General features: G+C 72.6%; 27 protein-coding genes. 15 read left to right on the plus strand and 12 right to left on the minus strand.

What is annotated here, in order from left to right; genetic code table 11:
• Positions 1-199 precede the first annotated feature (199 nt).
• Both ACIRVF_RS26705 and ACIRVF_RS26710 read left to right on the plus strand, forming a co-directional pair.
• The gene (locus ACIRVF_RS26705; RefSeq protein ID WP_402822736.1) at positions 200-442 is read left to right on the plus strand and encodes a hypothetical protein; all 243 of its coding nucleotides are present in this window, start codon (positions 200-202) and stop codon (positions 440-442) included.
• On the plus strand, positions 414-932 hold the full coding sequence (locus ACIRVF_RS26710) for a DUF6879 family protein (protein WP_402822739.1): 519 nt from the start codon (positions 414-416) through the stop codon (positions 930-932). Before ACIRVF_RS26705 ends, ACIRVF_RS26710 begins: the two co-directional genes overlap by 29 nt.
• Positions 933-1,091: 159 nt before the next feature.
• Here the strand turns inward: ACIRVF_RS26710 and ACIRVF_RS26715 are convergent, their stop codons facing one another.
• Positions 1,092-1,529: a MerR family transcriptional regulator gene (locus tag ACIRVF_RS26715; protein WP_402822742.1), complete on the minus strand. Its 438-nt coding sequence runs from the start codon at positions 1,527-1,529 to the stop codon at positions 1,092-1,094.
• Between the two features lie 127 nt (positions 1,530-1,656).
• On the opposite strand from ACIRVF_RS26715, the gene ACIRVF_RS26720 reads away from it, so the two are divergent.
• From ACIRVF_RS26720 to ACIRVF_RS26730, 3 genes are all read left to right on the plus strand, one after another.
• A complete protein-coding gene (locus tag ACIRVF_RS26720) occupies positions 1,657-2,130 on the plus strand; it encodes a hypothetical protein (RefSeq protein ID WP_402822745.1) in 474 nt (157 codons plus the stop codon).
• A gap of 10 nt (positions 2,131-2,140) precedes the next feature.
• On the plus strand, positions 2,141-2,665 hold the full coding sequence (locus tag ACIRVF_RS26725; protein ID WP_402822747.1) for a DUF6879 family protein: 525 nt from the start codon (positions 2,141-2,143) through the stop codon (positions 2,663-2,665).
• A gap of 97 nt (positions 2,666-2,762) precedes the next feature.
• Complete coding sequence (locus tag ACIRVF_RS26730; protein WP_402822750.1) at positions 2,763-4,028, plus strand: alpha/beta hydrolase; 1,266 nt, start codon at positions 2,763-2,765, stop codon at positions 4,026-4,028.
• An 81-nt stretch (positions 4,029-4,109) separates the two neighbouring features.
• Here the strand turns inward: ACIRVF_RS26730 and ACIRVF_RS26735 are convergent, their stop codons facing one another.
• Together ACIRVF_RS26735 and ACIRVF_RS26740 are read right to left on the minus strand one after the other, a co-directional pair.
• Complete coding sequence (locus ACIRVF_RS26735; RefSeq protein ID WP_402822753.1) at positions 4,110-4,718, minus strand: hypothetical protein; 609 nt, start codon at positions 4,716-4,718, stop codon at positions 4,110-4,112.
• A gap of 88 nt (positions 4,719-4,806) precedes the next feature.
• Complete coding sequence (locus ACIRVF_RS26740; protein ID WP_402822755.1) at positions 4,807-5,172, minus strand: hypothetical protein; 366 nt, start codon at positions 5,170-5,172, stop codon at positions 4,807-4,809.
• Positions 5,173-5,831: 659 nt separating this feature from the next.
• On the opposite strand from ACIRVF_RS26740, the gene ACIRVF_RS26745 reads away from it, so the two are divergent.
• Entirely contained in the window at positions 5,832-6,647 is an 816-nt protein-coding gene (locus ACIRVF_RS26745) for a hypothetical protein (protein WP_402822758.1), read from the plus strand.
• 128 nt (positions 6,648-6,775) lie between these two features.
• On the opposite strand, the gene ACIRVF_RS26750 is transcribed toward ACIRVF_RS26745, so the two are convergent.
• Positions 6,776-7,333, minus strand: a complete 558-nt coding sequence (locus ACIRVF_RS26750; protein WP_402822761.1) for a hypothetical protein — start codon at positions 7,331-7,333, stop codon at positions 6,776-6,778.
• Positions 7,334-7,461: 128 nt separating this feature from the next.
• The gene (locus tag ACIRVF_RS26755; RefSeq protein WP_402822764.1) at positions 7,462-8,352 is read right to left on the minus strand and encodes a LysR family transcriptional regulator; all 891 of its coding nucleotides are present in this window, start codon (positions 8,350-8,352) and stop codon (positions 7,462-7,464) included.
• A gap of 70 nt (positions 8,353-8,422) precedes the next feature.
• On the opposite strand from ACIRVF_RS26755, the gene ACIRVF_RS26760 reads away from it, so the two are divergent.
• Positions 8,423-9,151, plus strand: a complete 729-nt coding sequence (locus tag ACIRVF_RS26760) for a hypothetical protein (protein ID WP_402822767.1) — start codon at positions 8,423-8,425, stop codon at positions 9,149-9,151.
• A gap of 16 nt (positions 9,152-9,167) precedes the next feature.
• On the opposite strand, the gene ACIRVF_RS26765 is transcribed toward ACIRVF_RS26760, so the two are convergent.
• Positions 9,168-9,707, minus strand: coding sequence for a GNAT family N-acetyltransferase (locus ACIRVF_RS26765; RefSeq protein WP_402822770.1), 540 nt, complete (start codon positions 9,705-9,707; stop codon positions 9,168-9,170).
• A gap of 253 nt (positions 9,708-9,960) precedes the next feature.
• Here ACIRVF_RS26765 and ACIRVF_RS26770 point away from each other — a divergent pair, with 253 nt between their 5' ends.
• Complete coding sequence (locus tag ACIRVF_RS26770; RefSeq protein ID WP_402822773.1) at positions 9,961-10,425, plus strand: sensor histidine kinase; 465 nt, start codon at positions 9,961-9,963, stop codon at positions 10,423-10,425.
• Between the two features lie 20 nt (positions 10,426-10,445).
• Here ACIRVF_RS26770 and coaE read toward each other — a convergent pair whose 3' ends face one another.
• Both coaE and ACIRVF_RS26780 read right to left on the minus strand, forming a co-directional pair.
• Positions 10,446-11,045 carry a dephospho-CoA kinase gene (gene coaE / locus ACIRVF_RS26775; protein WP_402822776.1) on the minus strand — a complete coding sequence of 200 codons (600 nt, stop codon included), beginning with the start codon at positions 11,043-11,045 and terminating at the stop codon, positions 10,446-10,448.
• A 32-nt stretch (positions 11,046-11,077) separates the two neighbouring features.
• Positions 11,078-11,722, minus strand: coding sequence for an MBL fold metallo-hydrolase (locus tag ACIRVF_RS26780; protein ID WP_402822779.1), 645 nt, complete (start codon positions 11,720-11,722; stop codon positions 11,078-11,080).
• Positions 11,723-11,783: 61 nt separating this feature from the next.
• Between ACIRVF_RS26780 and ACIRVF_RS26785 the strand changes: the two genes are divergently transcribed.
• Complete coding sequence (locus ACIRVF_RS26785; protein ID WP_402822782.1) at positions 11,784-12,215, plus strand: MarR family winged helix-turn-helix transcriptional regulator; 432 nt, start codon at positions 11,784-11,786, stop codon at positions 12,213-12,215.
• A 3-nt stretch (positions 12,216-12,218) separates the two neighbouring features.
• Here ACIRVF_RS26785 and ACIRVF_RS26790 read toward each other — a convergent pair whose 3' ends face one another.
• Both ACIRVF_RS26790 and rpsA read right to left on the minus strand, forming a co-directional pair.
• The gene (locus ACIRVF_RS26790) at positions 12,219-14,468 is read right to left on the minus strand and encodes an MMPL family transporter (RefSeq protein ID WP_402822784.1); all 2,250 of its coding nucleotides are present in this window, start codon (positions 14,466-14,468) and stop codon (positions 12,219-12,221) included.
• Between the two features lie 224 nt (positions 14,469-14,692).
• Positions 14,693-16,183: a 30S ribosomal protein S1 gene (rpsA, locus tag ACIRVF_RS26795; RefSeq protein WP_238740199.1), complete on the minus strand. Its 1,491-nt coding sequence runs from the start codon at positions 16,181-16,183 to the stop codon at positions 14,693-14,695.
• Between the two features lie 338 nt (positions 16,184-16,521).
• Here rpsA and ACIRVF_RS26800 point away from each other — a divergent pair, with 338 nt between their 5' ends.
• From ACIRVF_RS26800 to ACIRVF_RS26815, 4 genes are all read left to right on the plus strand, one after another.
• Entirely contained in the window at positions 16,522-17,478 is a 957-nt protein-coding gene (locus tag ACIRVF_RS26800) for a class I SAM-dependent methyltransferase (RefSeq protein ID WP_402822787.1), read from the plus strand.
• A 5-nt stretch (positions 17,479-17,483) separates the two neighbouring features.
• Positions 17,484-19,994 (plus strand): ATP-dependent helicase HrpB, encoded by a 2,511-nt coding sequence (hrpB, locus tag ACIRVF_RS26805; RefSeq protein ID WP_402822790.1) that lies wholly within the window; start codon positions 17,484-17,486, stop codon positions 19,992-19,994.
• A 246-nt stretch (positions 19,995-20,240) separates the two neighbouring features.
• A complete protein-coding gene (locus ACIRVF_RS26810) occupies positions 20,241-20,975 on the plus strand; it encodes an alpha/beta hydrolase (protein WP_402822793.1) in 735 nt (244 codons plus the stop codon).
• A gap of 201 nt (positions 20,976-21,176) precedes the next feature.
• Entirely contained in the window at positions 21,177-21,929 is a 753-nt protein-coding gene (locus tag ACIRVF_RS26815; RefSeq protein ID WP_402822796.1) for a hypothetical protein, read from the plus strand.
• Positions 21,930-21,968: 39 nt separating this feature from the next.
• On the opposite strand, the gene ACIRVF_RS26820 is transcribed toward ACIRVF_RS26815, so the two are convergent.
• On the minus strand, positions 21,969-22,475 hold the full coding sequence (locus ACIRVF_RS26820) for an ArsR/SmtB family transcription factor (protein WP_402822799.1): 507 nt from the start codon (positions 22,473-22,475) through the stop codon (positions 21,969-21,971).
• 57 nt (positions 22,476-22,532) lie between these two features.
• Between ACIRVF_RS26820 and ACIRVF_RS26825 the strand changes: the two genes are divergently transcribed.
• A complete protein-coding gene (locus tag ACIRVF_RS26825; RefSeq protein WP_402822802.1) occupies positions 22,533-23,444 on the plus strand; it encodes a S41 family peptidase in 912 nt (303 codons plus the stop codon).
• Between the two features lie 97 nt (positions 23,445-23,541).
• Complete coding sequence (locus ACIRVF_RS26830; RefSeq protein WP_402822805.1) at positions 23,542-24,084, plus strand: GNAT family N-acetyltransferase; 543 nt, start codon at positions 23,542-23,544, stop codon at positions 24,082-24,084.
• Between the two features lie 82 nt (positions 24,085-24,166).
• On the opposite strand, the gene polA is transcribed toward ACIRVF_RS26830, so the two are convergent.
• On the minus strand, positions 24,167-26,854 hold the full coding sequence (gene polA / locus ACIRVF_RS26835; protein ID WP_402823014.1) for a DNA polymerase I: 2,688 nt from the start codon (positions 26,852-26,854) through the stop codon (positions 24,167-24,169).
• Positions 26,855-26,972: the final 118 nt, after the last annotated feature.

A 26,972-nucleotide genomic window follows, 5' to 3' on the forward strand; every position in this document is an offset into this window, starting at 1 on the left:
GGGTTCGGGCGCGGCACCGCGGGCCGGCGCGTCCCCGCCCCCCCGAGCCCGCAACCCCCGGGGGGCCCCGCGACCCCGGGGGCCCCCCCCGTCCAACGAACTCGTCCGAGTGCCTGACAGCGCCCCTCCCCCCCCAAGCCACCATGGAAGCGACAGACCGTGTGCCCCACCACGCAACGCGTAGGCGCGGGAGGACATCATGTCGCTGCGGTTCATCGCGAAGGATCCCAACAGCCCCGACGGGGACTCGCCCACCATCTGGGTCGACGAGAGCACTTCCGACCTGGTCATCCAGGGCTGGAAGATCGACGGGAACACCGAGGCCGCGTGCTTGACGACGGGTGACGTTCCCGACCACGAGGCCGTCGTGCGCGTTCCCGCCCGAATGGTGCAGGCGCTGAGGAAGGCATGTGATGTCGCAGAGCGTTCCGAAGATCGATGAACTGCTGAGGAAGGCCCAGCGCTCAGCGGTGCACCTGGAGATGCGCGACGGCTACATGGAGGATGACCCTGCCCTTCACGCGTGGAGGGCAGGCCACCGTCTGGACCCCGACGACCGGGCCTCATGGTGGAGGCCGTGGTTGACCGTGACCGCCGAGTCCGTTGCCCGCAGCGTGGAGATCCGCCGGGCCCGCATCGTCTCCGAGCCGGTGAGCGAGTACATCAGGTACGAGTACGACGTGACGTTCCCGAACGTCCGCGCCGGTGAGCAGGTGCGCTGGCTTCCCAGGCGCAACGCATCGACCATCGCGCTCCCGGGCAACGACTTCTGGCTGTTCGACAACCGGCTGGTCCGCTGGGGCCATTTCTCTGGTGACGGTGACGCTTTGGGTGGCGAACTCACCGAGGACGAGGGTGCGGTGAAGCTCTGCTCGGACGCCTTCGAAGCCGTGTGGGATCGAGCGATCCCACACGAGAAGTACACCATCTGATCTGAGCCGGATCCACGGGCGGCCCCACGCATCGCGCGGGGCCGCCCGTTTCCCTGCATCCGGCGGTCGGCCTCAACTGCCGTTCCCGTTCGTCGGGGACCTGCGCGTCTCCTACGAGTCCTTCCATGCCCCGGGCGACGCGGAGCAGACCCTGTGCGTCTACAACGTCGAACTGGGCTCCGAAACCGCCAACTCGCTCTCTGTTCTCTCCAGCTGGACGGAGCCGGCGGGCTTCGCCGGCTGACTCGAATCGCGCAGCGGGCACCCGGTGCCCACGCGCGCGTCCAGGTCCGCCCGCAGCGAGGCCAGCTCGGCCATCCGATCGTCGATGATGCGGATCTTGTCCCGCAGAAGCGCGGACAGCGCCTCCGCGCCGTCAGGCGCGTCGCGCAGCTGCTCGCCGTGCCGGGCGATCTCGCCGAGCGTGAAGCCGAGCGTCTGCGCGGTGCGGACGTAGTGCAGCCAGGCCACCGCCTCCGGCGGGAAGTCGCGGTAGCCGTTGGCCTGCCGCCGCCCTTCGAGCAGGCCGATCCTCTCGTAGAACCGAACGGTGTCCCTGCTGACGCCCGCCTGCGCGGCCAGCTCCCCGATCCTCATGATCCTCCGCCGAACGATCCCGCGCCGTCCCCCGCCGTCCCCCGCCGAACGGTGGGCTTGACCTTGGACAGTACTCCACTGTCTACCGTGAGGCCGTCCTCCACCAGAGACCGGCAGGAGCCCCCTCATGACCCATCAGCCCGCCCCGCTCGCCCCTCCCCGCACCGCCGCCTACGTCCGCCTCGTACGCTCCAGCGCCTGGTACGACCTCGTCGTCACGGCGGGATTCGCGACCCCGTGGACGTACGCGCTGCTGCACGGCGCGCTGTCCTCGCTCAGTACGCGTTTCGGACTCGGCACCCTGCCCGCCCTCAACCCGTTCCAGACCCTGTACGCGAACCTGATGGGCTCGGTCGTGATCGTCTGGGCGCTCCTGCGGATCCTCCAACCCCGGGCGCTGCACGGCCTGTTGGACGGAATCGCGCGTACGCTGTTCGCCTCGTGGCAGGCGTACGCGCTGGCCCACGGCGCCACCCGGGTGCTGTGGTTCTTCTTCGTCCTGGAGGCGACGTTCGGTGTCGTGCAGCTGCTGCCGTGGTGGCGGGACCGCGCTGCCCTGCTCGCCTCCGCCCGCCGCACCGAGCCCGACCCCACCCCGTGAGAGGTGTGCGATGACGCAGAACGTGCCGGACTTCTCCGCCCTGCTGAGGGGCGCGCGGCGTACGGCCGTCCACCTGGAGATGCGTGACGTCTACGGCGTCGCCGATGAGGCGGCCGCCTTCGAGGAGTTCAGGCGTTCCGGCGCCGTCGACCTCGACCCGGACTCCGCCTTCTGGGCCGGCTGGCTGCCCCTGGTGCGCGAGACCGTCGCCCGGGGCGTCGTCCTGCGCCGGGCCCGGATCGTCTCCGAGCCCGTGACGGACTACATCCGCTGGGAGCACGCCCTCACCACCGCCAACCTCGCGGCCGGGGAGCTGGTCCGCTGGCTCCCCCGCCGACTCGCCTCCGACCTCGCCCTGCCCGGCAACGACCTCTGGCTGATCGACGACCGCCTGGTCCTCTTCCACTGGTTCACCGGTGACGGCGCCTGGGCCGGGCACGAGTTCACCGAGGACCCCGCCCTGGTGAAGACGGTCTCCACCGCCTTCGAGGCCGTCTGGGAGCGCGGGATCCCGCACGACCGCTTCACCGTCTGAGCCCACGGGCGCCGGCTCCCAGCCGGCTCCCAGCAGCCGGTCAGCGGACGGTCAGCCTTCTCACCCCCTTCTCATCCGCCGCGCCTAGCCTCCGCGCATGAACGTCTCCCTGCTCGACGGCTGGTTCCCCTGGACGGTCCAGGCCGCCGCCCTCGCCCTGTTCGTGGCGGCGGCGGGTTGGCGGGACCGGACCTGGCAGCGCAAGTGGGGGCCGATCGCGCTCGGGACGGCGTTGGCGATCACCGCGGTCCTCGCCGTCGGCGTGCTCACCCTGAGCGGGCTCACCGACCCGATCCCGTTCGGGGTGTGGCTGTGGAGCGGGGTGGCGATCGCGGCGCTCTCGGTGCTGGGATTCGGCTGGCGCGGCGCGAGGTGGTGGCGACGGCTGCTGGTGGCACCGACCGTGCTGCTGGCGCTGTTCTGCGCCGCGAACAGCGTGAACATCGCCACCGGTTACTACCCGACGATCGACGACGCGATCGGCGAACTCAGCGGCCAGCCGCTGCCGGACCAGATCACCCTGGCCGAACTCGGCTCGATCCACGGCAAGACCAGGACGGGCCGCATCGTCCAGGTCGACATCCCCGACACCGCGAGCGGATTCGCCCACCGCCAGGAGCTGGTCTACCTGCCGCCCGCCTGGTTCCGCAGCCAGAGCCGGCCCAAGCTGCCGGTGCTGGAGATGATCGGCGGCGAGTTCGCGGCACCCGACAACTGGATCCGCTCCGGCAACGCGGTCAGGACCGCCGACGAGTTCGCCGCCAAGCACAACGGCTTCGCCCCGATCCTCGTCTTCGTGGACGCCACCGGAGGTTTCCGGGTGGACACCGAGTGCGTGGACGGGCCGCACGGCAACTCCGAGAGCCACCTGCTCAAGGACGTCCCGCCGTACATCCAGAAGACCTTCAACGCCGCCACCGACCCCCACAAGTGGGGTGTGGCCGGCTGGTCGATGGGCGGCACCTGCGCCGTCGACCTGGTCGTCGAACACCCGAACCGCTTCGCCCACTTCGGCGACTTCTCCGGCGACAAGGGCCCGTACATCGGCGACAAGGACCACACCATCCAGGAGCTGTACGGCGGCGACGCGGCGGCCTGGGCCGCCCACGACCCGCTGACCGTGCTCGCCCACCACCCCAAGTACCAGGGCGTCTCCGGCTACTTCGGCCAGGGCGACGAGGAGCACGGCCAGATCGAGGCCGCCAAGACCCTGGAGGCGGCCGCCAAGCGGGACGGCATCCGCACCACCTCCACCGTCGGCTCCGGCAAGCACACCTGGCAGACCGGCGCCGCCACCTTCACCCAGGCCCTCCCCTGGCTCGCCGCCCAACTCGGCGTCCCGGGCACCCACCCCCAGTCGTAACGGCCGGGCCCCGGGCGCAGGGCGTGTCCGACGATTTCTCGCCCGGCGCGGGAATTGCCGGACACGCCCTCAGAATTCGCCCTAGAACGGAAGTGCCGCCGCCACCGGCTTGTCCGGGAACGCGACCTTGTTCTGGCACAGGAGTGACCGGTCCACTGTTTGCCTCGCGACCTTCAGCGCTATGTCCAGCCGGGCCTGCTGACCGGATGCACTCTTCACATCGGCCGTCCGCAGGCCCCCCTCGACCGCGATCTCCACGGCGGCTACGTCCTTGTCCCTGGCCACCAGGTTGTCGCAGCGGAACGCCAACCGAGTTGCATTGACGCCCGCCCAGGCCTTGAGGTCGGGGCCGAGACTCAGCTGCTGCTCCGGGGCCCAACTCGGCATTCGGAATCCCAACTCGTACTCCCTGTGAAAGGAGTCCTCGTCGATTCCCCAGACATCGAGCACCAGCAATACGCGCTGGTGCCCGTCGACGACGCACGTTTGGTGCCTCACTCCCGGCGTGAACCGGGAGCCGTCGTCGTACTGACCCTCCGTCCTGTGCCGCACGGCGAACGTTCCTCCCGCGTCTCCTGCCAGCGGCAGGAGGTCGCTTCGATCCACCAGTGACCAACAGGCGCTGTCGGGCAGCTTCAAGGGGTCCCTCGACGCCCACCACCACGTCCCGCCGCCGACGCCGATGATCACGACCAGTGCCGTCGCGATGACTGATCGGCGTCGCGGTCGCCAGCGCCTCCGGGCTACGGCATCGGCGCCGGCAACCCCGCCCGGAATCTCAGGCATGGATCGCCCTCGTCATGACGGCCCCGTCCGCCAATCCCTGCTTCGTCCCGTTGGCAGCCGTGGTGGCCGGCGTTTCCAGAAGGCTGTCGACTGCGGAGACATGGGCGGAGGGCTGCTTGCATGCCTGTGCGAACTTGGTCTTCAGGGTGTCGACATTCGTCGCGGCTCGGGTCAGGGCCTCCACACTGACCGTTACGGCCGGCGCACCCGACGGTACGCTCGGCGTGTAGGCAGGCGCGGCGGTTCCGGACGCTGCGGCCGCCAGGTCCGGGAACTGCTTCTTCGCCGCGTCCGTCAGGTTTCCGGAACTGTCGAAGAGCCACGGATTCATCCGCCGCTCGAAGTCAAGATCAACCATCGCATCCCCCCAGAGTGAACGTTTCTGCTACCGATTCCCCCGGCAACTCTTTCGAGCACGCAATATTAGGGTCAACATCTGACATACGCCACACGCTCCGAGTACTGGGTGTCACCGTCCGTACCGAAGCGTCGCGCGTTGCCCGCAGAGCAGCGCTGCTCTCTTCTTCTCGCAGGGAAGAGGAGGAAGCCTTGGTGTCGGCCGGGTAGGCGGGCCGGGCGGGCGGGGTACGGGACGGGTACGATCCACCGCCGGACCGTGCGCCCGGCAAGGGATCGGCCGGGCCCCGGGGTGGGCGGATCCGCGGGCCGGGGGCGCGGGCCGGACATCGCTTCCGCCGCGGCCGCACACATGTTCCCCACCGGCCCGCTGCAACTGCCGCACTCGCCCGGCCCCCGGAGAGGATCCCGCTTTGCTCCCGGCGCCCCCGTGGCATAGGTTTCGTCCGCCGTCGACGCAGCACCCGCTCTGACCGACCCTCAGACCAGCGGTGAGCTGCGGAGCCAGGGGGCCTGACGGCAGCACGAAACGGGGGAGGAACAGCCATGCCGAGTGCCCGCAGCCACGGGTCGGCCGGGCGGCGAGGACGGGTGGCCGCAGCGCCGCCCTCCCCGGCCTCCGCCCGGAACCACGACACCGGACACGCGAGGAATCGTCAGTTGCGCAGCAGCACCCGACTGGTCACCGCCACCGCCGCCGCCCTGCTCTGCGTGGGCGCCCTGAGCGCCTGCGGCCCGGACAACGGCGGCCAGGACGGCGGCAAGACCGCCGCCCCCGCACCGACCGGCACCGCGGCAACCGGCCCGGCGCCCACCGGAGCGCCCACCGGCGCTCCCGCCACCGGGGGAAGCTCGCCGAAGCCCGACGCCAAGGGCGGCATCCCGGCCAAGGCCTGGATGGACACCAAGAGCATCCCGATGGACGAGAGCTACCACTACGCCCCGCTGGCCGCCAACGCCAAGCCGGTCACCGGAGCGGTCGGCTTCAAGGGCATGGAGCTGTGCCACTCCCCGCTCCCCAAGGGCGAGGAGTACCTGTTCACCGAGGGCACCGCCAAGGCCAAGGCGTCGGTGGGCTTCGGTGGCGACCGCTGGACGGCCCAGCAGACGCTCTTCTTCTGGGGTGACCCGACCCACAGCAGTGGCAACGGCCAGAGCGCCGGCGTCATCAGGGACGACCTCGTCGCGGCCGTCAAGGACTGCGCCAAGTCCGCACCGGGCGCCACCGTGAAGGTCAGCAGCGCGGGTGACGCGCCCTACTTCGCCGCCACGGTGACGGTCCCGCAGGCCGACGGCTCCACGGCCACCCTGCACGAGTACGTGGTCACCGCGGGCGGGACGGTCAGCGAACTGTCCGTCTGGGCCACCACCAAGGGCGGCGCCCAGCCCAAGGACGCCTGGAAGGCGCCCGACGACAAGTACGTCGGCACCGGCATGACGTCGGCGCTCTGCGAGGCCCTTCCCGGCTGCTACTAGATCCGGACCGCCGACCCGCACGACGGGCCGCTGACCCCAGCGGCCCCGCACCACCCACACAGACGGCCGCCCGGCCCGTCCGGCACAGGGGACCGGACGGACCGGGCGGCATCACTCCGCCCGCCGGCTCAGAGCCCCAGGCGGCTGAGCGCCGTGGTCCAGTCGCTCGCGATCGCGCTCCGGGCGGCGTCCAGCGTCACCTTGTGGGCGCACACCGCGTTCTTCAGTCTGGTCTCGACCGAGTCCTTGCTCTGCGCGGGCTCGTTGCCGTACCGCGGCTCGGGCCACAGGTTGCGCGGGTCGCGCGGCGCGCCACCGAGCTCCAGCGGCACGAAGTGGTCCTCCTCGTAGTCCGACAGGTTGGTGTCCGAGTAGCCGTACTGGGCTATCTGCTGGACCTTCAGCGCGTTGGTGTAGCTCGTCGACGGGCGCACGGTGGCGGTCCAGCCGGAGACGCAGATGGTCTGGCCGATGGTGGCCTGGGTGACGGCCGGGTTGTACGCGCCGGGGGTGCAGGTGGGGTCGGGCAGCGGCAGGTACGCCTGCGAGCAACTCGCCGCGAGGGTTCCGGACTTGGCGGCAACGTGCGGAGCCGAGACGGCGGCCTGCGCGGTGCCGGTGGCGAGCCCGGCGGCGGCGAGGGCGGCCGCCGCGGCGACGACGGTGAGACGCTGACGGAGCATCATGGGGCGCTCTCCTGGGCCGGCCCGGCCGATCGCCGGGCGACTGTGCCCATGACAGCACCGTTCACGCGACCGCCGTCAGCCCCGGGACGTGAACGAGTGGTGACCGCCCCTCCACATCCGCCCGCGCGTCAGTCGACCAGCAGCCGAGCCAGCAGCGCCGCCGGCCCCTCGGGCAGGCTGCCGTGGACGAGTTCGGTGCGGTGCACCAACCGGGGCGCGGCGATCGGCGCGTGGTCGACGCCGGGCGCCCCGGCCACCACCGGCTCGGGCAGCAGGGTGAGCCCGTGCCCGGTGGCGACCAGCGCGAGCAGCCCGTGCACATCGGTGCCGCGGTAGCGGGTGGCGGGACGGAAGCCGTCGGTGCCGGCGGCGGCGCGCAGCCGGGCCGCGGTCGGGGTGAGGTCGGGGGCGTCCAGCCAGCGCGCGGCCGACAGGTCGGCGAGGGCGAGTCCGGCGCGTCCGGCCAGCGGGTGCCCGGCGGGCAGGGCGACGGCGACGGGCCGCTCGTCCACCGCGACCGTGGTCAGCGGGCCGACCTCGGGCAGCGGCAGCGGGTCGCTGGGCGCGGCCAGCCCGTCGATCAGCGCGAGGTCGACCTCGCCGGTGGCGACCCGGGCCGCCAGCACGTCCTGGGCGAGCACCCGGACCACCGGCTCCACCAGCGGGTACGCCCGGCGCACCTCGCCGAGCGCGCGCCCCAGTGCCGCCCCGACCGCCAACGGGGTGGCCCCGAGCACCAGTCGGGCACTGGGGGCACCGGCCAGGCGCGAGACGTCGGCGCGCGCCGCCTCCAGCCGGACCAGCAGCGGGACGGCGTGTTCCAGCAGCCGCCGCCCGGCCACGGTCGGGCCGACCGGCCGGCGCACCAGCAGGGCGGTGCCGAGGTCCGCCTCCAGCGCGGCGATCTGCTGGGACACCGCGGACTGGGTGTAACCGAGCTCCCGGGCGGCCTCGGAGAAGGAGGCGAGCCGGGTGACGGTGGCGAAGGTGCGCAGTTGCTGCGGATCCACGGCAGTCATCAACCGTTCTGATCGATGGGTAAGAAATCATCGTTGGCGCTGATCTCAGGTGCGGGGCCAGGATAGCCGCATGACCTACCTGACCCCGCGGATCGCCCTGGTCGGCGACCGCTCGCCCGCCGTCCGCTCGCACGCCCGCATCCCCGGCCTGCTCGACGCCCTCGCCGAGCGCGACCAGCTCGTCCTGGACGCCTACTGGATCCCCACCGAGGACGCCGGGGCACCGGGCGCGCTCGACGGCTTCGACGCGATCTGGCTGCTGCCCGGCAGCCCGTACCGCAGCGAGGCCGGCGCCCTGGCCGCGATCCGGACCGCCCGCGAGAGCGGCATCCCCTTCCTCGGCACCTGCGCCGGGTTCCAGCACGCGGTGCTGGAGTACGCCCGCAACGTCTGCGACCTCGGCGAGGCCGTCCACGGCGAGCAGGACCCGGACCGCGAGCAGCAGGTGATCGTGCCGCTCGCCTGCTCCCTGGTCGGCCACGAGGGCGCCGTCGTCATCACCCCCGGCACCCTGGCCGAGCGCGCCCTCGGCGCCACCGACACGATGGAGCGCTACCACTGCAACTACGGCCTCAACGCCGACTACCTGGACCGGCTGGGAGCCCACGGGCTGCGCTTCAGCGGCGCGGACGGGTCCGGCCAGGTCCGGGTCCTGGAGCTGCCCGGGCACCCGTTCTTCCTCGCCTCGCTGTTCCAGCCCGAGCTGTCCGGCGACGGCACCCGGGCCCACCCGATGATCCGCGCCCTGGCCGAGGCCGCCGTCGCCCACGCGGCGCTCGGCGAGGCGACGCCCGTCTGACCGGGCGCCGGCCCCGTCACATCGGCAGTGAGCGCAGCCGCACCGGACCCTCCGGCCACTCGGCGTCCGCCGCCAGCGGCCGCCACATGGTGCACAGCGGCATCACCGCGAGCCGCCCCTCCGGCTGTTCGACCGTCACCTCCTCGGCCACCCCGCGGAAGCCGAGTCCCCGGTAGAACACCGCCAGCGGAGGGCGGCAGAACAGCAGCGCGTACCGGAAGCCCAGCGCGCGCCCGTGGTCGACGGCGGTTCCGACCACGGCGTGCGCCAGGCCCTCGCCCCGCCGCTCCGCGGCGACGCACACCCCGCCGACGCCCACCGCCTCCAGGTCGGTGCCGCCGACGGTGAGCGGGACGGGGAGCAGCCCGGCGTGGGCGACCAACCGGCCGTCGGCGGCCCGGACGCCGAAGTGGATGTCCTTGGGCCGGAAGGTCAAGCCGGTGTAGGCGACGCCGTACGGGTCCTCGCCCGGGCCGAGGATCTCCTCCTGATGGGCGCGGGAGTACTCCTCCAACCGCTCGACGGCCAGCGGTTCCGCAGAAAAACGATCAGTCATCACTCCATGCTCCCTTCCCAGTGGTTCGGCGTCCAAGTCCCGTCCCGGCAGCCCGGTACCGGTGATGCCCGCCACTCGATACCCGCCACTCGATACCGGCCACTCGATACCGGCCACCTCGGCCCGGAGATCACCCCGGATGCCCCCGGTGCGGAAGCATGCCCCTCATGCGCCGGCCCACCGACCAGCCGGCCGACGACCTCCTCGCGCCACCGCTGCCCGGCCCCCTGCTGCGCCTGCCCGCCTGCTCGGGTTGCTGACCCCGGCCTCCGACCAGGCGCCCTCGCTGCGCGGCCTGCCCACCCTGGCCGAGGAGTCCCGGCAGGCCGGCCCGGCGGTGGGCCTCTCCGTCACCGGCCCGGACGACGGACTGCCCGCGCCAGGGCCCAAGGTGCAGTACGCGGCCCACCGGATCGTCCAGGAGGCGCTGACCAACGCCCACAAGCACGCCCCGGCCGCCGAGGTCGCCGTCACGGTCGCGGTCGAACCGGACGGGCTGCGCCTGACGGTGGTCAACTCCCCCACCCGTCACGGCCGTTCCGCCCATCCCAGCGGGTCGGGCCGGACGGACCGTCCGGGCCCGGTCCTGCCCTCGGGCGGCCACGGCCTGCACGGAATGCGCACCCGCGCCGACGACCTCGGCGGCACCCTGCACGCGGGGCCGACCCCCGAGGGCGGCTTCGCCGTCCGGGCCCGACTGCCGCTCAGGGCGGACTGAGCCCGGAACGGAGGCGGCCGCTACGCGGCGGCCCGCTCCACCAGCTCCGCCCACACCTCGTCGACCCGCGCCGCCAGCGCCTCCAGCGGCCCGCCGTTGTCGATCACCAGGTCGGCGATCGCCAGCCGGTCCGCCCGCGAGGCCTGCGCGGCCATCCGGGCCCGGGCCTCCTCGACGGCCATCCCGCGCAGCCGCACCAGCCGTTCCACCCGTACCTCGTCGTCGGCGTCGACCACCACGACCAGGTCGAACAGCGGGGCCAGCCCGTTCTCGGTGAGCAGCGGCACGTCGTGCACCACGACCGCGTCCGGTGCGGCGGCCGCCTCCAGTTCGGCGGACCGGGCCCGCACCAGCGGGTGGACGATCGCGTTCAGCGCCCGGAGCTTCTCCGGGTCGGCGAACACGATCGCCCCGAGGGCCGGGCGGTCCAGCGTGCCGTCCTCCCGCAGCACCTGCGGGCCGAACTCGGCGACCACGGCCGCCAGGCCGTCCGTCCCGGGGGCGACCACCTCGCGGGCGATCAGGTCGGAGTCCACGATCACCGCGCCGTGCGCGGCGAACAGCCGGGACACCTCGCTCTTGCCCGCGCCGATGCCACCCGTCAGTCCGATCTTCAGCATGGCGCCAGGCTACCGGCGCGGCACCGGGGCCGTCAGCCCAGCTCCAGGCTCTCGCTCTCCCCGAGCACCACCAGCTCCGCGCCGCCCACGCCCGGCCCGTCCGGCCCGAGCAGTCGGGTGGCCACCATCTGCCCGATCGGGCTGAGCGTCGCCTCGTGCACCGGGACGGCCCGGCGGGGGCCCGACTCCCGGACGTAGTCGATCACTTCGGAGGCCTTGCTCCACGGCGCCGCGAGCGGCAGCAGCAGCGTCTCCACGGTGTGCGGCGGCAGGGTGAAGGCGTCGCCGGGGTGGAACAGCCGGCCGTCGACGAGGAAGCCGATGTTCTTCACCCGCGGGACGTCCGGGTGGATCACCGCGTGCCACTCGCCGTGCACCGAGACGCCGACCCCGCCGATCTCGAAGGCGTCACCCTCGCCGACCACGGTGACCCGCTGCCCGAGGCCGTCCAGCTGGGCGGCGACGGCGCCGTTGGTCCACACCCGCAGGGCGGGGTCGGCCTCCAGCGCGGCGCGCAGCCGGGACTCCTCGAAGTGGTCCATGTGCTCGTGGGTGATCAGAACGGCGTCCGCCCCGGCCAGTGCGACGGGGTCGGTGAAGGCGCCGGGGTCGACGACCAGGGTGGCGTCGTCGTGCTGGATGCGTACGCAGGCGTGTCCGAACTTGGTGATTCGCATGCCAAAACCATACAGCACAGCTGTACAGTCTTGCTGCATATCGTCCGGATAGACTTCTCCCATGACCAGCGACGCCCCGCACCCGGACACCCTGGACCTCGCCGCCGACCTGCGCACCGCCCTCGGCAGCCTGGTCCGCACCCTGCGCGACAACGACGACCTGCCGCCGAACCAGGCCGCCGTGCTCGGCCTGCTGGTCCGCGACGAACGCTCCTACACCGTCGCCGAACTCGCCGACCGCCGACGCGTGCGCCACCAGTCGATGGCCCGCACCGTCGCGCTGATGACCGAAGCCGGCCTGGTCGCCCAGCAGCCCCACCCCACCGACGGCCGCAAGCAGCTGATCGCCGCCACCGAGGCCGGCCGCGCCGCCCTGCTCGACCAGCGCGCCCGCCGCGAGCACCACATCGCCACCGCCATCGAGACCCGGCTCAGCGCCGAGGAACGGGCCCAGCTGCGCGCGAGCGTCGAACTGCTCCAGCGCCTCAGCTGACCGCTAGGGCGCCTGCCCCGACCCCGACCCGACCAGCTCCGGCCGCTCGGGCCGCTCCCTCTGCGTCTGTGCCTGCGCCTGCGCCTGCGCCGGGATCACCGGCTGTTCGATCTCCGGCAGGTCGACGTGCTCGCTCAGCCCGAACCGCCGGTGCAGCCGCCGCAGCGGAGCGGGCGCCCACCAGTTGAACTCGCCGAAGAGGCTCATCGCGGCGGGCACCAGCAGGCAGCGCACCAGGGTGGCGTCCACCGCGACGGCCACCGCCAGCGCGATGCCCATCTGCTTGACCATGAGCATGTCCCCGAGCGCGAAGCCCGCGAAGACGATCACCATCAGCAACGCCGCCGAAGTGATGATCCGACCGCTGCGCTGGACGCCCAGCTCCACCGCCCGGACACAGCCGTGCCCACGCTCGGTGAGCTCCTTGATCCGGGCGAGCAGGAACACCTCGTAGTCCATCGACAGCCCGAAGGCGAAGGCGAAGACCAGCACCGGGATGAAGGTCTCCAGCCCCCCGGTCGGGCTGAAACCGAGCAGCCCGCTGAGCCACCCGTCCTGGAACACCAGGGTCAGCGCGCCGAGCGAGGCACCCAGCGACAGCAGGTTCATCAGCAGCGCCTTGACCGGCATCACCACCGAGCCGGTCATCAGGAACAGCAGCAGCAGCGTCCCGGCCGCGACCAGGCCGAGCGCCCACGGGCCGCGCGACATCAGCTCGTCCTTGAAGTCCACCACCGAGGCCGCGCCGCCGGTGACGTACGTCCTCAGCCCGCCCCGATCGGCCCGCAGCTCGTCCACCACCCGCTTGGCCGTGTCGCCCTGCGGATCCCCGTGCACCAGCACGTCCACCGTCGACACCTTGTCGCCGACCGGCGTCACCGCCCGCACCCCGCTCACTCCGGGCAGCTCGGCGACCACGTCGTCCGCGTACGCCTGCGCCACCTTCGCTCCACCCTCGACCACCACGGTGATCGGCGCGGCCGCGACCTGCGGGAAGCGGTGGTCGACCGCCTCGGCGACCTGCCGCCCGGCCGAGGAGGTGGGCAGCACGGCGGCGCCGGAGCTGCGCATCTCGGCGTGCAGGAAGGGCGCCCCGGCCGCCATCAGCAGTGCCACCGCGGCGAGCGTCACCAGCACCGCCCGCTTGCGGACCCGGCGGACGGTCCGGCTGAAGAAGCCCTCGTCCGGGACGGGCGCGCTCGGCGTCCTGATCCGCGAGCCCGCGAAGCCGAGCAGCGCGGGGACCAGGGTCAGGGCCGCGGCGACCGCGATCACCACCACGCTCACCCCGGCCGCGGCGACGGCGCCCAGCACCGGGCTGGTGAAGACGAACAGTCCGGACAGCGCGACGGCCACGGTCAGCCCGGAGAAGGCGACGGTGCGCCCGGCGGTCGCGGCGGTGCGCTCGACGGCGGCGGCGATGCCCGCGCCGTGGCCGCGTTCCTCGCGGAAACGGTTCACCATCAGCAGCGCGTAGTCGATCGACAGCCCGAGCCCCAGCACGGTGGCGATCGGCAGCACGCTGGTGTCGATGTCCATGATCCGGCTGAACCCGAACATGGCCAGCAGCGCCCCGCCCACCGAGGCGACGGCCCCGATCACCGGCAGGGAGGCGGCGGCCAGACCGCCGAAGACCAGCACCATCACGACCAGGGTGAGCGGCAGGGTCACCATCTCGCCGAAGCGGGTGTCCTGCTCGGTCTGCTTCTTGACCTCCTGCTGGAGCACCAGGTCCCCGCCGACGGTCACGTGCGCCCCGGCCGCTCCGTCCAGCGCGGCGAGCCGGTGGGTGACCGTGTCGGTCTGCGCGGAGCTCGCGTCGGCGGCCATCCGTACGGCGACCAGGCTCGCCGTCCCGTCGGTGGCCCGCAGCGCGGCCGGGCCGGGGCCCGGGCCGTACGCGTCCTGGACGCCGGAGACCCCGGGCAGGGCGGCGATCCCGGCGGTGGCCCGCTGGACGGCCGCGCGCACGGCCGGGTCGTCCACCGGCTTGCCGTCGACCACCGCGGTCACCGTGCCCTTGACCGGATCGGCCGCGGCGACCACCGCGCTGCCCCGGTCGGCCTCGGCGGAGGCGGAGGAGGCCCCGGCCACCGAACCCTCGAAGACCCGGCCGCCGATCAGCACCCCGGCGACCAGGACGGCGGCCCAGAAGCCGAGCACCCAACGGCGGTGGCGGAAGCAGAACCGGCCGATCGCGGCCAGCCGGCCGCCGACCACAGCGGTGGGGGCGGCGGGGGAGGGGTTGCGCATGGAGGAGCCTTTCGGGCAGTTCCACTCAATGTAGGTGCAACCCGAACTCCGGCCTATAGCAGGGCGATGAGCCTCATCTCACATTTCCCTACACATAAACCGCACATAAGTCAAACCAGAAAACGAAGGGCGCGCGCCGGCCCGGGAAACGCGGAACGGGCCCCACCCGGACGAATCCGGATGGGGCCCGTTCCCTAGCTGTCAGCTAGCGGGGGGCGAGAGCCTCAGCTCTGGCCGCCGGCCAGCTTCTCGCGCAGGGCGGCCAGGGCCTCGTCGGAGGCCAGGGCGCCCGAGCCCTCGTCGCTGCTGGACGAGTAGGAGCCACCGGCGGCAGCGGCGACGGCGTCGCCACCCTCGGCAGCGGCCTCGGCGTCGGCCTCGCGGCTCTTGATGACCTGGGCCTGGTGCTGCTCGAAGCGGGCCTGCGCCTCGGCGTACTGGCGCTCCCACTCCTCACGCTGCTTCTCGAAGCCGGGCAGCCAGTCGTTCGCCTCGGGGTCGAAGCCCTCCGGGTAGATGTAGTTGCCCTGGTCGTCGTACGAGGCGGCCATGCCGTACAGGGTCGGGTCGAACTCGACCTCGGCCGGGTTGGCACCCAGGGCCTCGTTGGCCTGCTTGAGCGACAGGCTGATGCGACGACGCTCCAGGTCGATGTCGATGACCTTGACGAAGATCTCGTCGCCGACCTGGACGACCTGCTCCGGGATCTCCACGTGGCGCTCGGCCAGCTCGGAGATGTGGACCAGACCCTCGATGCCCTCGTCCACGCGGACGAACGCACCGAACGGAACCAGCTTGGTGACCTTACCCGGAACGACCTGGCCGATCTGGTGGGTACGGGCGAACTGCTGCCACGGGTCCTCCTGGGTCGCCTTCAGCGACAGGGAGACGCGCTCGCGGTCCATGTCGACGTCGAGAACCTCGACGGTGACCTCCTGGCCGACCTCGACGACCTCGGACGGGTGGTCGATGTGCTTCCAGGACAGCTCGGAGACGTGCACCAGGCCGTCGACGCCACCCAGGTCCACGAAGGCACCGAAGTTGACGATCGAGGAGACGACGCCGGAGCGCACCTGGCCCTTCTGCAGGGTGGTGAGGAAGGTCTGGCGGACCTCGCTCTGGGTCTGCTCCAGCCAGGCACGGCGGGACAGGACCACGTTGTTGCGGTTCTTGTCCAGCTCGATGATCTTGGCCTCAAGCTCCTTGCCCACGTAGGGCTGGAGGTCGCGGACGCGACGCATCTCGACGAGCGAGGCCGGGAGGAAGCCGCGGAGGCCGATGTCGAGGATGAGACCACCCTTGACGACCTCGATGACGGTACCGGTGACGATGCCGTCCTCTTCCTTGATCTTCTCGATCGTGCCCCAGGCACGCTCGTACTGAGCGCGCTTCTTGGACAGGATGAGACGACCCTCCTTGTCCTCCTTCTGGAGAACCAGGGCCTCGATGTTGTCACCGACGGCGACGACCTCGTGCGGGTCAACGTCGTGCTTGATCGAGAGCTCGCGGGACGGGATGACGCCCTCGGTCTTGTAACCGATGTCGAGGAGGACCTCGTCACGGTCGACCTTCACGATGACGCCCTCGACGATGTCGCCATCGTTGAAGTACTTGATGGTCTCGTCGATCGCGGCGAGGAACGCGTCCGCGTCGCCGATGTCGTTGACCGCGACCTGCGGGGTGGTGCTGAGGGAGGAGTCGGTGGGGCTCGTCATTAGGAAAAGGGCTCCGGTACGGACATGAAAGTCGTAGGTAATGCCACGCGGAGGGCCCGTATCGCTCCCACCGAAAGCCGGACAGCCAAGAACACGGCGCACCGGTGGTCCCGTGACAACGAGAACCGGCGTCCGTCTTGCGACCGTGGGGTCTTCGACAGATGCGAGCGCGACCTGCTCCGTCCGAGGCGCGCAGGCCCGCAGCGCAACTTGTAGCATACGGGGACGGCCAGGCACGGTCAACGCCAAGAGAGGCAAGACGGTGGAGCCCGGTACGGATCAGGCCATATCCTCCGATTGCGCACCGCGCGGTGGCGCTCGCAGGGGCCCTTCCCCGGATGCCACCGCCAGGATCCGGCCCTGAGAGGGGCCGGTTCGCGGCAGCGGCGCTTCCGCACTCCATACCCTACGCGATGGGCATTGTCACCGTGGCCACCACCCCCCAGTCCTCCCTTCACGATCTTGACCCATCCGTCGACGAGGTCGACGAGGACGCCACCGGCGACGACGCGGTGCGGCGCGCGGCCGGGCTCGGGGAGAGCAGCCGGGCGAGCCGGCACTGGTGGGACCGCAACGCCGACGAGTACCAGGACGAGCACGGCGAGTTCCTCGGCGACGACCGCTTCACCTGGTGCCCCGAGGGCCTGGACGAGGCCGACGCCCGTCTGCTCGGTGACGTCGCGGGCCGCGACGTGCTGGAGATCGGCGCCGGCGCCGCCCAGTGCTCCCGCTGGCTCGCCGCCCGCGGCGCCCGCCCCGTCGCCCTGGACATCTCCTACCGCCAGCTCCAGCACTCCCGCCGGATCGACCTCGGCCGCGGCACCGCGCCCGTCCCCGTCGTCCAGGCCGACGCCGCCGTCCTGCCCTTCGCCGACGCCTCCTTCGACCTCGCCTGCTCCGCCTACGGCGCCGTCCCGTTCAGCGCCGACACAGAGCGCCTGATGCGCGAGGTGCACCGGGTGCTGCGGCCCGGCGGGCGCTGGGTCTTCTCGGTCACCCACCCGATCCGCTGGGCCTTCCCCGACAAGCCCGGCGTCGAGGGACTCACCGCGATGTCCTCCTACTTCGACCGCACCCCCTACGTCGAGCAGGACGAGAACGGCAACGCCACCTACGTCGAGCACCACCGCACCCTCGGCGACCGGGTCCGCGAGCTCGTCGCGGCCGGCTTCCGGCTGATCGACCTGGTCGAGCCCGAGTGGCCGGCCGGGCTGGAACAGGAGTGGGGCGGCTGGTCCCCGCTGCGCGGGCGGCTGATCCCCGGCACGGCGATCTTCGTCACCGAACGGGGCTGAGCCCCGTGAACCCCGCGTGGCGCGAACTGCCGGTCCGCACCGCCCTGCCCGCCCTGCACGAGGCGCTCGACACGGACGGCACCGCCGTCCTCGCCGCCCCGCCCGGCACCGGCAAGACGACGCTGGTGCCGCTGGCCCTGGCGGGGCTGCTGGAACCGGGTGCCGTCCGGCGCGTCCTGGTCGCCGAACCGCGCCGGCTCGCCGTACGGGCCGCCGCCCGGCGGATGGCCTGGCTGCTCGGCGAGTCCGTCGGCGGCCGGGTCGGCTACACCGTGCGCGGGGAGCGTCGCGTCGGAGCGGAGACGGTCGTCGAGGTGGTCACCACCGGCGTGCTGCTGCAACGGCTCCAGCGCGACCAGGAGTTGCCCGGGGTGGACGTCGTCCTCCTGGACGAGTGCCACGAACGGCACCTGGACGCCGACACCGCGCTCGCCTTCCTGCTGGACGTCCGGGCCGCGCTGCGGCCCGAACTGCGGCTGGTCTGCGCCTCGGCCACCTCCGACACCGAGGCCTGGGCCGAACTCCTCGGCGGTGCGCCGGTGGTGGAGGCGCACGGGGTGTCCCACCCGGTGGACGTGGTCCAGGCGCCCCCGCCGCGCGCCGTCCGGCCCGCGCACGGGACCCGGGTCGACCCGGCGCTGCTCGACCACGTCGCGGCGGTCGTCCGGCGGGCTCTGGCGGAACGCGACGGTGACGTGCTCTGCTTCCTGCCCGGCGTCGGCGAGATCGCCCGGGTGGCGGGGCAGTTGGGCGGTGTGGCGGCCGAGGTGCTCCAGTTGCACGGGCGGGCGCCGCAGGCCGTCCAGGACGCCGCCCTCACTCCGTCCGCCTCGCGACGGGTCGTCCTCGCCACCGCCGTCGCCGAGTCCTCGCTCACCGTGCCCGGCGTGCGCGTCGTGGTCGACGCCGGCCTCGCCCGCGAACCCCGCACCGACCACGCGCGTGGCCTCGCCGGGCTCGTCACCGTACGGGCCTCGCTCGCCGCCGCCCGACAGCGCGCGGGCCGTGCTGGGCGCGAGGCCCCGGGGACGGTGTACCGCTGCTGGCACGAGGCCGAGGACGCGCGTGCGGCACGGTTCCCCACGCCGGAAATCGCGATCGCCGACCTCACCTCGTTCGCCCTCCAGGCCGCCTGCTGGGGCGATCCGGACGCCACCGGCCTCGCCCTGCCGGACGCTCCGCCCGCGGGGGCGATGACCGCGGCCCGGCAGACCCTCGTCGCCCTGGGCGCGGTCTCCCCCGACGGGCGCGCCACCGCGCGCGGTGTGCGGCTCGCTCGCACGGGGCTGCACCCGCGGCTCGCCCGCGCCCTGGTCGACGGGGCTCCCGCCGTCGGCGCGCGGCGGGCCGCCGAGGTGGTCGCCCTGCTCTCCGAGGAACCTCCGCGTGCCCTCGGTGACGACCTCAACGCCGTCTGGCGGACGGTGCGCACCTCCAAGGACCCCTACGCCGGACGCTGGCGCGACGAAGTCCGCCGCCTCCAGCGCGCCACCTCCGACGAACCCGCCACCCCGCTGCCCGACGCGACGGCCGCCGGCCTCGTCGTCGCCCTCGCCTTCCCCGAACGCATCGCCCGCGCCCGGGTCGAGCGGCCCGCGCCCGGCGAGCGCAGCCCGTACCTGATGGCCTCGGGAACGGCCGCCGAACTCGCCCCCGGCACCCGGCTCGGCGCGCTGCCCTGGCTCGCCGTCGCGGTCGCCGACCGCCCGGCCGGCTCGCACTCCGCCCGCATCCTGCACGCCGCCGCCCTGGACGAGGACACCGCCCGCCAGGCCGGCGCGGCCCTGCTCGCCTCGCGCGAGGAGGTCCACTGGGACACCCGCCGGGCCGAAGTCGTCTCCCGCCGGCTCGAAGCCCTCGGCGCCATCGAGCTCTCCGAGAAGCCCCTCGACCGCCCGGAACCCTCGCTCGTGCGCGCCGCCCTCCTCGAAGGCCTCACCCGGGAGGGCGTCAGCGCCCTGCTGACCTGGCCCTCCCCCGGCCTGCGCGAGCGTCTCGCCTTCCTGCACGCCGCCCTCGGCGACCCGTGGCCGGACGTCTCCGACGCGGCGCTGCTGGAACGCGCCGACGAGTGGCTGGAACCCGAACTCTCCCGCGCCCGCCGCCGTACCGACCTCGCACGGATCGACACCACCGCCGGCCTGCAACGCCTGCTGCCCTGGGCCACCGGCGAAGCGGGACGCCTGGACGAACTCGCGCCGGAGCGGATCACCGTGCCGTCCGGCTCGAAGACACGCGTCGACTACAGCACCGAACGCCCGGTGCTGGCGGTCAAGTTGCAGGAGCTCTTCGGCTGGACCAAGACCCCCACCCTGGCCGCAGGCCGCGTCCCGCTGACCATCCACCTGCTGTCCCCCGCCGGCCGCCCGGCCGCCGTCACCGGCGACCTGGAGAGCTTCTGGAAGAACGGCTACCACGCCGTCCGCGCGGACCTGCGGGGCCGCTACCCCCGCCACCCCTGGCCGGAGGACCCGACCACGGCAGAGCCCACCCGCCGGACCAATCCGAGGAACTGACACGTCAGGAGAGCGAGGAGCCCTTCGCGCCCGGCCTGCCCACGAGCACTCCTCGGCCACGGAGCCCGCGCGGAAAACCGTTTGGAGGACTACCGAGCCCCCTGCTACGTTTTCGGAGACCGTGCGAGAGAACGAGGAGGTGGTACCCGTGAACGCAGTATCGACATGGGTGCTCCCCTCCGGGGTCACGGTCGGGCGATAGGTCGTCCGGGAGCGCCGTCATGAGCACTCCCGAAAGGCACGACCATGCACTTCACTGCTGAACAGCACCTCGACGACGGTGTCGTCGAGCGGACGTTCACCCTTGGCGAGATCCCCGGCATCCTGTGGACGCCCGCATCCGCGTCCGCACCGGTACCGCTGATCCTGCTCGGCCACCCCCCGCTCGGGCTGCACAGGATGCACGCCCGACTGGCGGCCCGGGCCCGGACCGCGGTGGCGGACGGCTTCGCCGCAGCCACCATCGAACTTCCCGGAAGCGGCGACCGGCCCCGTTGGGCCGCCGTCGAGCAGGCCCGCGCCGACCTGCGCCGGGTCATGGAGGCCGGCGAACCGGTCAGCGACGAGGTCATCGACGCCCTCACCCTCCCGCTCGTCGACAAGGCGGTCCCGGAATGGCAGGCCGCCCTGGACGCCCTGCTGTCGCTGCCCGAGATCGGCGGCCCCGTCGGGTACTCGGGGGGAGTGATCTCCATCGGCGTTCGCCTCGCGGTGGTCGAGCCGCGCATCGTGGCCGCCGGGCTCTTCGCCGGGAGCTTCCTGCCCCGCGCCACCTTCGAGGAGGCCCGCCAGGTCACCATTCCGCTGCACGTCCTGCTGCAGTGGGACGACGAGGGGAACGACCGGCAGGCGGCCCTGGACCTGTTCGACGCCTTCGGCTCCAAGGAGAAGTCCCTGCACGCCAATATGGGCGGGCACACCGGAGTCCCGCAGTTCGCGGGGGACGCCGCGGCCCGGTTCTTCACCCGGCACCTGAAGTGACGCCCGGCAGGCGGTAGGCCGGGACGCCGGGATCTGCTCGACGAGGGCAGATCCCGGCGCTCCGCCGCTGTGCTCCGGCCCGGCGCCCGCTCCTTTCAGGTGAAGTTGCGAGCTCAGCGCCCCGGGCCGCCCGATGCCCCGGGAAACCTCCTGCTTGCCGGCCCTCACTCGGAGCGGCCGTACCCCCACCCCGGAGGACCCATGCGCCTCGCCCCCCGCTCCGCCGCGCTCGGCGCCGCCGCCCTGTTCGTCACCGCACTGGCCGGCCCGGCCCCCGCCGCCGCTGCCCCGGCCGTCCACGGCGCACCACAGGCCCCGGCCGCCCGGTACCTCAACCTGCACCAGTGCGTCTACAGCAGCCCGCTCGGGGCGCCCACCTTCGACCTCATGACCACCCTGGTCCCGAGTCTCGACGGGCGCTTCAGCGCGGCGACGAACGTCTCCGACACCCCCGTCACCGACGCCGTGTGCGGCCCCGGGGACGGGAGGTACGAGCACAACGTCTACACGGCCGCCGAACCGTACGACCTGACGTCCGGCCGCTACCTCAACCTGCACCAGTGCATGTTCTGGAGCGACTTCGACCTCGACCACCTCACCACGGTGGTGGGGACCACCGACGCCAAGTTCGTCGCCGGCACCAAGGTCTCCGACACCCGCGACACCGCGGTCAGCTGCGGCGGCGGGGGCACCGACCACCCCATCCCCCTGCTGTCGAGCGTCACGCCCCTGGACCTGACCGCCGGGCGGTACCTGAACCTGCACCAGTGCATGTACTACTTCGACGACTACCGCGACCACCTCACGACCTTCGGGCCGAGCGGGGACGGGCGGTTCAGAGCCGGGACGAACGTCTCCAACACCCCCGACACCAAGCCCTCCTGCGGCCAGGGCGACGGTCGGTACCAGTTCGTCCCGATCCTCTCCGGCGTCAAGGCCCTCCTCATCCACTGAGGCCCGCCGCCCCCACCACTTCGGCAGGCCGCCCCGCCGCTACGACCCGGCCTGCTGGTAGAGCGTCACCAGGAGGCCGTGCACCGGCTCGCCCTCCTGGTCCTCCTCCGTCCCGTCGACCAGTGCGGCCAGTGCTTCGGCCAGCCGCGCCGCCTTGGCCGGGGTGAGCCGGATGTGGCGCAGCGTCAGGAGGTGGTCGAATGGCGAGCGGTCCAGCTCCTGGGCGACGGCGCCGAACAGTGCGGCCGTGCCCTCGGGCTGCGGTTCGTCGACGAGGAGCCGCTCGGCGGTCCTCCGGTAGTACTTCTCGGTGCCGCCGCGCACCCGTCGCGTTCCCGCGTCCTGGACCAGCCCCGCCTCGCACAGCACCCGGAGGTGGTGGGAGACGCTGCCCTTGTTCACTCCCAGCCGCGCGGCGAGCCGGCTGATCGTCGAGGGCCGGGCGCTCAGGGCGAAGAGCAGGCGCTGGCGCACGGGGTGGGCGAGTGCGGTGTGCTGCGCGGGAGTGCTGATCCGCTGGACGTTCTCGTCCGGTTGATGGCTCATCGGATCAAGCGTTAAGTACGTTTGACGCTTTGGCAAGCCACTGCTCTACTCCCTCCCATGACCTCCACCACCATGCCTCCCGCGCTGGACGCCGCCGCCGTCGTCGAGTCGATCGCCGACCTGGTCAGCGAGAACTACGTCTTCCCCGATGTCGCCCGGCAACTGGCTGCCCTGCTGCGGAGCCGCAGCACCGGGGGTGCCTACGCGGCGGGATCCGCCGAGGAGTTGGCCGAGGCGGTCACCGCGGACCTGCGGACCGTCAACGGCGACCTGCACCTGGCCCTCAAGTACCACGCCGTGCCGGTGCCGCCGAACCGGGGCGAGGCCGCACTCGCCGCGATGCGCAGGGAGTTCGACGCCTCCATGGGCGGTGTCCCGCGCGTGGAACTCCTCGACGGCGGCGTCGCGGTGCTGGAGATCGCACCCAAGATGTTCCCGCTGGACTGGGCGGCGCAGCCCCTGGCCGCGGCGCTCTCGCTGGTGGCCCCCGCCCGCGCCCTCATACTCGACCTGCGCCGCAACACCGGTGGCGACCCCGACACCGTCGCCTTCATCTGCGGCTACCTGCTCGACAGCCGCACGCACCTCAACACCCTGGTCTCGCGGCAGGGAGAGGTGGCCGAGCAGTTCTGGACGCCCCCGTTCGTACCGGGTGCCCGCTTCGGCGCCGACAAGCCGGTCTACGTGCTGACCAGCGCGCACACCTTCTCCGCGGCCGAGGAGCTGTCCTACGACCTGCAGCAGCTCGGGCGCGCCGTGATCGTCGGGGAGGCCACCCGGGGCGGCGCCCACCCGCGCGACGGCTGGACGGTGCACCCGCACCTGGAGCTGAGCGTGCCCGTCGCCCGTGCGGAGAACCCGGTCTCCGGCACGAACTGGGAGGGCACCGGCGTCCGGCCCGACGCACCGTGCGCCGCCGACGCGGCCCTCGACCACGCGCTGACCCTGGCCCTGGAGCGCCTGGCCTGATCCCCGTCCGGTCGGCGGCCCGCGGGATCGGGGGCCCGTCCGGAGCGGACCGCAGGCCATGACCTCGGCCTGATCCGAATCTGCGAGAGTCGGCCCCATGCACCACGTCATACGCCGAATGGCCGGCACGGAGCACCGGCAACTCCGTTCGATCAGGCTGGAGGCACTGCGCGACTCACCCACGGCCTTCAGTTCCTCCTACGAGGACACCGCCGCCCTCCCCGACGACGTCTGGCGGCAGCAGGCCGCCGTCGAGGCCTCCGCCCAGGAGTCGGCCACGTTCGTCGCCGCCGACGAGGCCGGAAACTGGGTCGGGATCGCCGGTGTCGGGCCCCTCCCGGACGTCCCGGACCACGTTCACGTCCACTCGGTCTACGTGTCCCCGAAGCACCGCGGACCCGTCGGCCCCGCCGCCGACCTGGTGAGGGCGAGCATCCGCTACGCCCAGGTCAACACCGACGTGCGGTGGTTGACCCTGGGCGTGCACGAGGAGAATGAGCGGGCGCTCGCGTTCTACCGGCGGCTCGGCTTCGAACTCACCGGCAAGGTGGTCCCCTACGGCCTCAACCCGGCCGAGAAGCTGCTCATCCTGGGCTACCCGGACTTCCGGAGCAGCTCCCGGGCCCCGGCGCAGCCGTAGGCGAGAAGCCCTCCGGCAGCCGCGACCCGAGATCGGCGGGCCCGGACACCCCGTGTGCCCGGGCCCGCCCTGAGAAAGACCGTCAGTGGGCGGCGGCCTCCCAGTTGGCGCCGACGCCGACGGAGACGTCGAGCGGGGCGCGCAGCGGGTAGGCGCCGGCCATCTGCTCGCGGACGATGGTCTCGACCTGCTCGCGCTCGCCCGGGGCGAGTTCCAGCACGATTTCGTCGTGCACCTGGAGCAGCATCCGGGAGGTGAGCCCGGCCGCGCGCAGGGCGTCGTCCACCCGCAGCATGGCGATCTTGACGATGTCGGCGGCCGAGCCCTGGATGGGGGCGTTGAGGGCCATCCGCTCGGCCATCTCGCGGCGCTGGCGGTTGTCGCTGTTGAGGTCGGGCAGGTAGCGGCGGCGGCCGAGGAGGGTCTCGGTGTAGCCGGTGGCGCGGGCCTCGTCGACGACCCGGTGCAGGTAGTCGCGCACGCCGCCGAAGCGCTCGAAGTAGGTGTCCATCAGGCCCTGGGCCTCGGCCGGCTTGATGCCGAGCTGCTGGGAGAGCCCGTACGCGGACAGCCCGTACGCGAGGCCGTAGGACATCGCCTTGATCTTGCGGCGCATCTCGGCGTCGACGGCGGCGCCGGGGACCTCGAAGACCTGGGAGGCGACGGTGGTGTGGAGGTCCTCGCCGGAGGCGAAGGCCTCGATCAGCGCCTCGTCCTCGGAGAGGTGGGCCATGATCCGCAGCTCGATCTGCGAGTAGTCGGCGGTGAGCAGCGACTCGTACCCGGCCCCGACGACGAAGGCGCGGCGGATGGCGCGCCCCTCCTCCGTCCGGACCGGGATGTTCTGCAGGTTCGGGTCCTGCGAGGAGAGCCGGCCGGTGGCGGCGACCATCTGGTTGAAGGTGGTGTGGATCCGGCCCTTGGCCGAGACCGTCTTGAGCAGGCCCTCGACGGTGGTGCGCAGCTTGGCCTGGTCGCGGTGGCGCAGCAGGATGACGGGCAGCTCGTTGTCGGTCTGGGTGGCCAGCCAGGTGAGCGCGTCGGCGTCGGTGGTGTAGCCGGTCTTGATCTTCTTGGTCTTGGGGAGGGCGAGGTCGCCGAAGAGGACCTCCTGCAGCTGCTTGGGCGAGCCGAGGTTGAACTCCCGCCCGGCGGCGGCGTGGGCCTCCTCGACGCAGCGCTGGATCTCGACGGCGAACTGGGTCTCCAGCCGGGTGAGCCACTCGCGGTCGGCGGCGATGCCGTAGCGCTCCATGCGGGCGAGCAGGGCCGCGATGGGCAGTTCCATGTCGTGGAGCAGCCCGGCGGCGCCGACCTCGGCGAGGCGGGTGTCGAAGAGCGCGGCGAGGTCGAGCACGGCGCGGGCCTGGAGCATCAGGGCCTGGGCGTGCGCGGCCGGGTCCTCCTCCGGCGCGTCGAAGGCGAGTTGGCCGCTCTCGGCCGCCGGGGCGGGGGTGAGGGAGCGGGCCAGGTACTCCTCGGCGAGGACCTCCAGGGTGAAGGTGCGGCGGCCGGGCTTCTCCAGGTAGGCGGCGAGCGCGGTGTCGGCGACGACCCCGGCGATGGTCCAGCCGCGTTCGGCGAAGGCGCGCATGACCTGCTTGGCGATGTGCAGGGCCTTGGGGGCGGCCGCGTCGGCGAGCCAGCCGGCGAAGGCCCGCTCGTCCTCCTCGGCGAGCAGCGCCGGGTCGAACCAGGCGGCCGACTCCCCCGCGGCGAGGGCGACTTCGGTGACCTCGCCGGTTCCGAGCGCCCACTGGTAGACGGCGGCCAGCGCCACCGTCGTCTTGCCGTCGGAGGCGTGCTCGCCCAGCCAGGCGGCGAGCGTGCCGGGGTCGGTGAGCAGTTCGCCGTCGACCTCGACGCCGGGGGCGAGCTCGGGCTCGGCCGAGGCCTCGCCGACGGCCGGGTCGATGCCGAAGACCCGGTCGCGGAAGTTGGCGTTGCGGAACTCCAGCGACTCCATCAGGGTGCCGAGGGCGGCCTTGTCGAAGGGCCGGCGGGCCAGGTCGGCGACGCCCAGCGGGAGTTCGACGTCGCGGACCAGCTCGGTGAGTACCCGGTTGCGCTTGACGGAGTCGAGGTTGTCGCGCAGCTTCTCGCCGATCTTGCCCTTCACCTCGTCGGCGCGGGCGACGAGTTCGTCGAAGGAGCCGAACTGGTTGACCCACTTGGCGGCGGTCTTCTCGCCGACGCCGGGGATGCCGGGCAGGTTGTCGGACGGGTCGCCGCGCAGGGCCGCGAGGTCGGGGTACTGGCGCGGGGTGACGCCGTACTTCTCGGTGACCTTCTCGGGGGTGAAGCGGGTGAGCTCCGAGACGCCCTTGGTGGGGTAGAGCACGGTGACGTGGTCGGTGACCAGCTGGAGGGAGTCGCGGTCGCCGGTGACGATGTCGACGTCGTAGCCGGCCGCCTCGGCGGCGGTGGCCAGGGTGGCGATGATGTCGTCGGCCTCGAAGCCCTCGACCGTCATCCGGGGGACGTTCATGGCGTCGAGGAGTTCGCCGATCAGGCCGACCTGGCTGCGGAACTCGTCCGGCGTCTTGGCGCGGTTGGCCTTGTAGTCGGGGAACTCTGCGGAGCGGAAGGTCTGCCGGGAGAGGTCGAAGGCGACGGCGAGGTGGGTGGGCTGTTCGTCGCGGACGGTGTTGGCGAGCATCGAGGCGAAGCCGTAGACCGCGTTGGTGGGCTGGCCGGTGGAGGTGTTGAAGTTCTCCACGGGCAGGGCGTAGAAGGCCCGGTAGGCCATCGAGTGCCCGTCGAGCAGCATCAGCCGGGGCCGCGGGCCGGCCCCGCCGTCACCCGTCGCGCCCTTTTCCGTACTCTGCGTAGCCACGTCAACGTCCGTTCCTGCCGATTCCACTTCCGGCCACCGATCCTATGGCCCG

The organism is Kitasatospora sp. NPDC101157, assembly GCF_044768255.1.
Classification (GTDB): Bacteria; Actinomycetota; Actinomycetes; order Streptomycetales; family Streptomycetaceae; genus Kitasatospora.

Excerpts from the sequence above, each read along its gene's own strand:
- ACIRVF_RS26705 (WP_402822736.1), top strand. The coding sequence starts at position 200 with ATGTCGCTGCGGTTCATCGCGAAGGATCCCAACAGCCCCGACGGGGAC.
- ACIRVF_RS26710 (WP_402822739.1), top strand. The coding sequence starts at position 414 with ATGTCGCAGAGCGTTCCGAAGATCGATGAACTGCTGAGGAAGGCCCAG.
- ACIRVF_RS26715 (WP_402822742.1), bottom strand. The coding sequence starts at position 1,529 with ATGAGGATCGGGGAGCTGGCCGCGCAGGCGGGCGTCAGCAGGGACACC.
- ACIRVF_RS26720 (WP_402822745.1), top strand. The coding sequence starts at position 1,657 with ATGACCCATCAGCCCGCCCCGCTCGCCCCTCCCCGCACCGCCGCCTAC.
- ACIRVF_RS26725 (WP_402822747.1), top strand. The coding sequence starts at position 2,141 with ATGACGCAGAACGTGCCGGACTTCTCCGCCCTGCTGAGGGGCGCGCGG.
- ACIRVF_RS26730 (WP_402822750.1), top strand. The coding sequence starts at position 2,763 with ATGAACGTCTCCCTGCTCGACGGCTGGTTCCCCTGGACGGTCCAGGCC.
- ACIRVF_RS26740 (WP_402822755.1), bottom strand. The coding sequence starts at position 5,172 with ATGGTTGATCTTGACTTCGAGCGGCGGATGAATCCGTGGCTCTTCGAC.
- ACIRVF_RS26750 (WP_402822761.1), bottom strand. The coding sequence starts at position 7,333 with ATGATGCTCCGTCAGCGTCTCACCGTCGTCGCCGCGGCGGCCGCCCTC.
- ACIRVF_RS26755 (WP_402822764.1), bottom strand. The coding sequence starts at position 8,352 with ATGACTGCCGTGGATCCGCAGCAACTGCGCACCTTCGCCACCGTCACC.
- ACIRVF_RS26760 (WP_402822767.1), top strand. The coding sequence starts at position 8,423 with ATGACCTACCTGACCCCGCGGATCGCCCTGGTCGGCGACCGCTCGCCC.
- ACIRVF_RS26765 (WP_402822770.1), bottom strand. The coding sequence starts at position 9,707 with ATGACTGATCGTTTTTCTGCGGAACCGCTGGCCGTCGAGCGGTTGGAG.
- coaE (WP_402822776.1), bottom strand. The coding sequence starts at position 11,045 with ATGCTGAAGATCGGACTGACGGGTGGCATCGGCGCGGGCAAGAGCGAG.
- ACIRVF_RS26780 (WP_402822779.1), bottom strand. The coding sequence starts at position 11,722 with ATGCGAATCACCAAGTTCGGACACGCCTGCGTACGCATCCAGCACGAC.
- ACIRVF_RS26785 (WP_402822782.1), top strand. The coding sequence starts at position 11,784 with ATGACCAGCGACGCCCCGCACCCGGACACCCTGGACCTCGCCGCCGAC.
- ACIRVF_RS26790 (WP_402822784.1), bottom strand. The coding sequence starts at position 14,468 with ATGCGCAACCCCTCCCCCGCCGCCCCCACCGCTGTGGTCGGCGGCCGG.
- rpsA (WP_238740199.1), bottom strand. The coding sequence starts at position 16,183 with ATGACGAGCCCCACCGACTCCTCCCTCAGCACCACCCCGCAGGTCGCG.
- ACIRVF_RS26800 (WP_402822787.1), top strand. The coding sequence starts at position 16,522 with ATGCCACCGCCAGGATCCGGCCCTGAGAGGGGCCGGTTCGCGGCAGCG.
- ACIRVF_RS26810 (WP_402822793.1), top strand. The coding sequence starts at position 20,241 with ATGCACTTCACTGCTGAACAGCACCTCGACGACGGTGTCGTCGAGCGG.
- ACIRVF_RS26815 (WP_402822796.1), top strand. The coding sequence starts at position 21,177 with ATGCGCCTCGCCCCCCGCTCCGCCGCGCTCGGCGCCGCCGCCCTGTTC.
- ACIRVF_RS26820 (WP_402822799.1), bottom strand. The coding sequence starts at position 22,475 with ATGAGCCATCAACCGGACGAGAACGTCCAGCGGATCAGCACTCCCGCG.
- ACIRVF_RS26825 (WP_402822802.1), top strand. The coding sequence starts at position 22,533 with ATGACCTCCACCACCATGCCTCCCGCGCTGGACGCCGCCGCCGTCGTC.
- ACIRVF_RS26830 (WP_402822805.1), top strand. The coding sequence starts at position 23,542 with ATGCACCACGTCATACGCCGAATGGCCGGCACGGAGCACCGGCAACTC.
- polA (WP_402823014.1), bottom strand. The coding sequence starts at position 26,854 with ATGCTGCTCGACGGGCACTCGATGGCCTACCGGGCCTTCTACGCCCTG.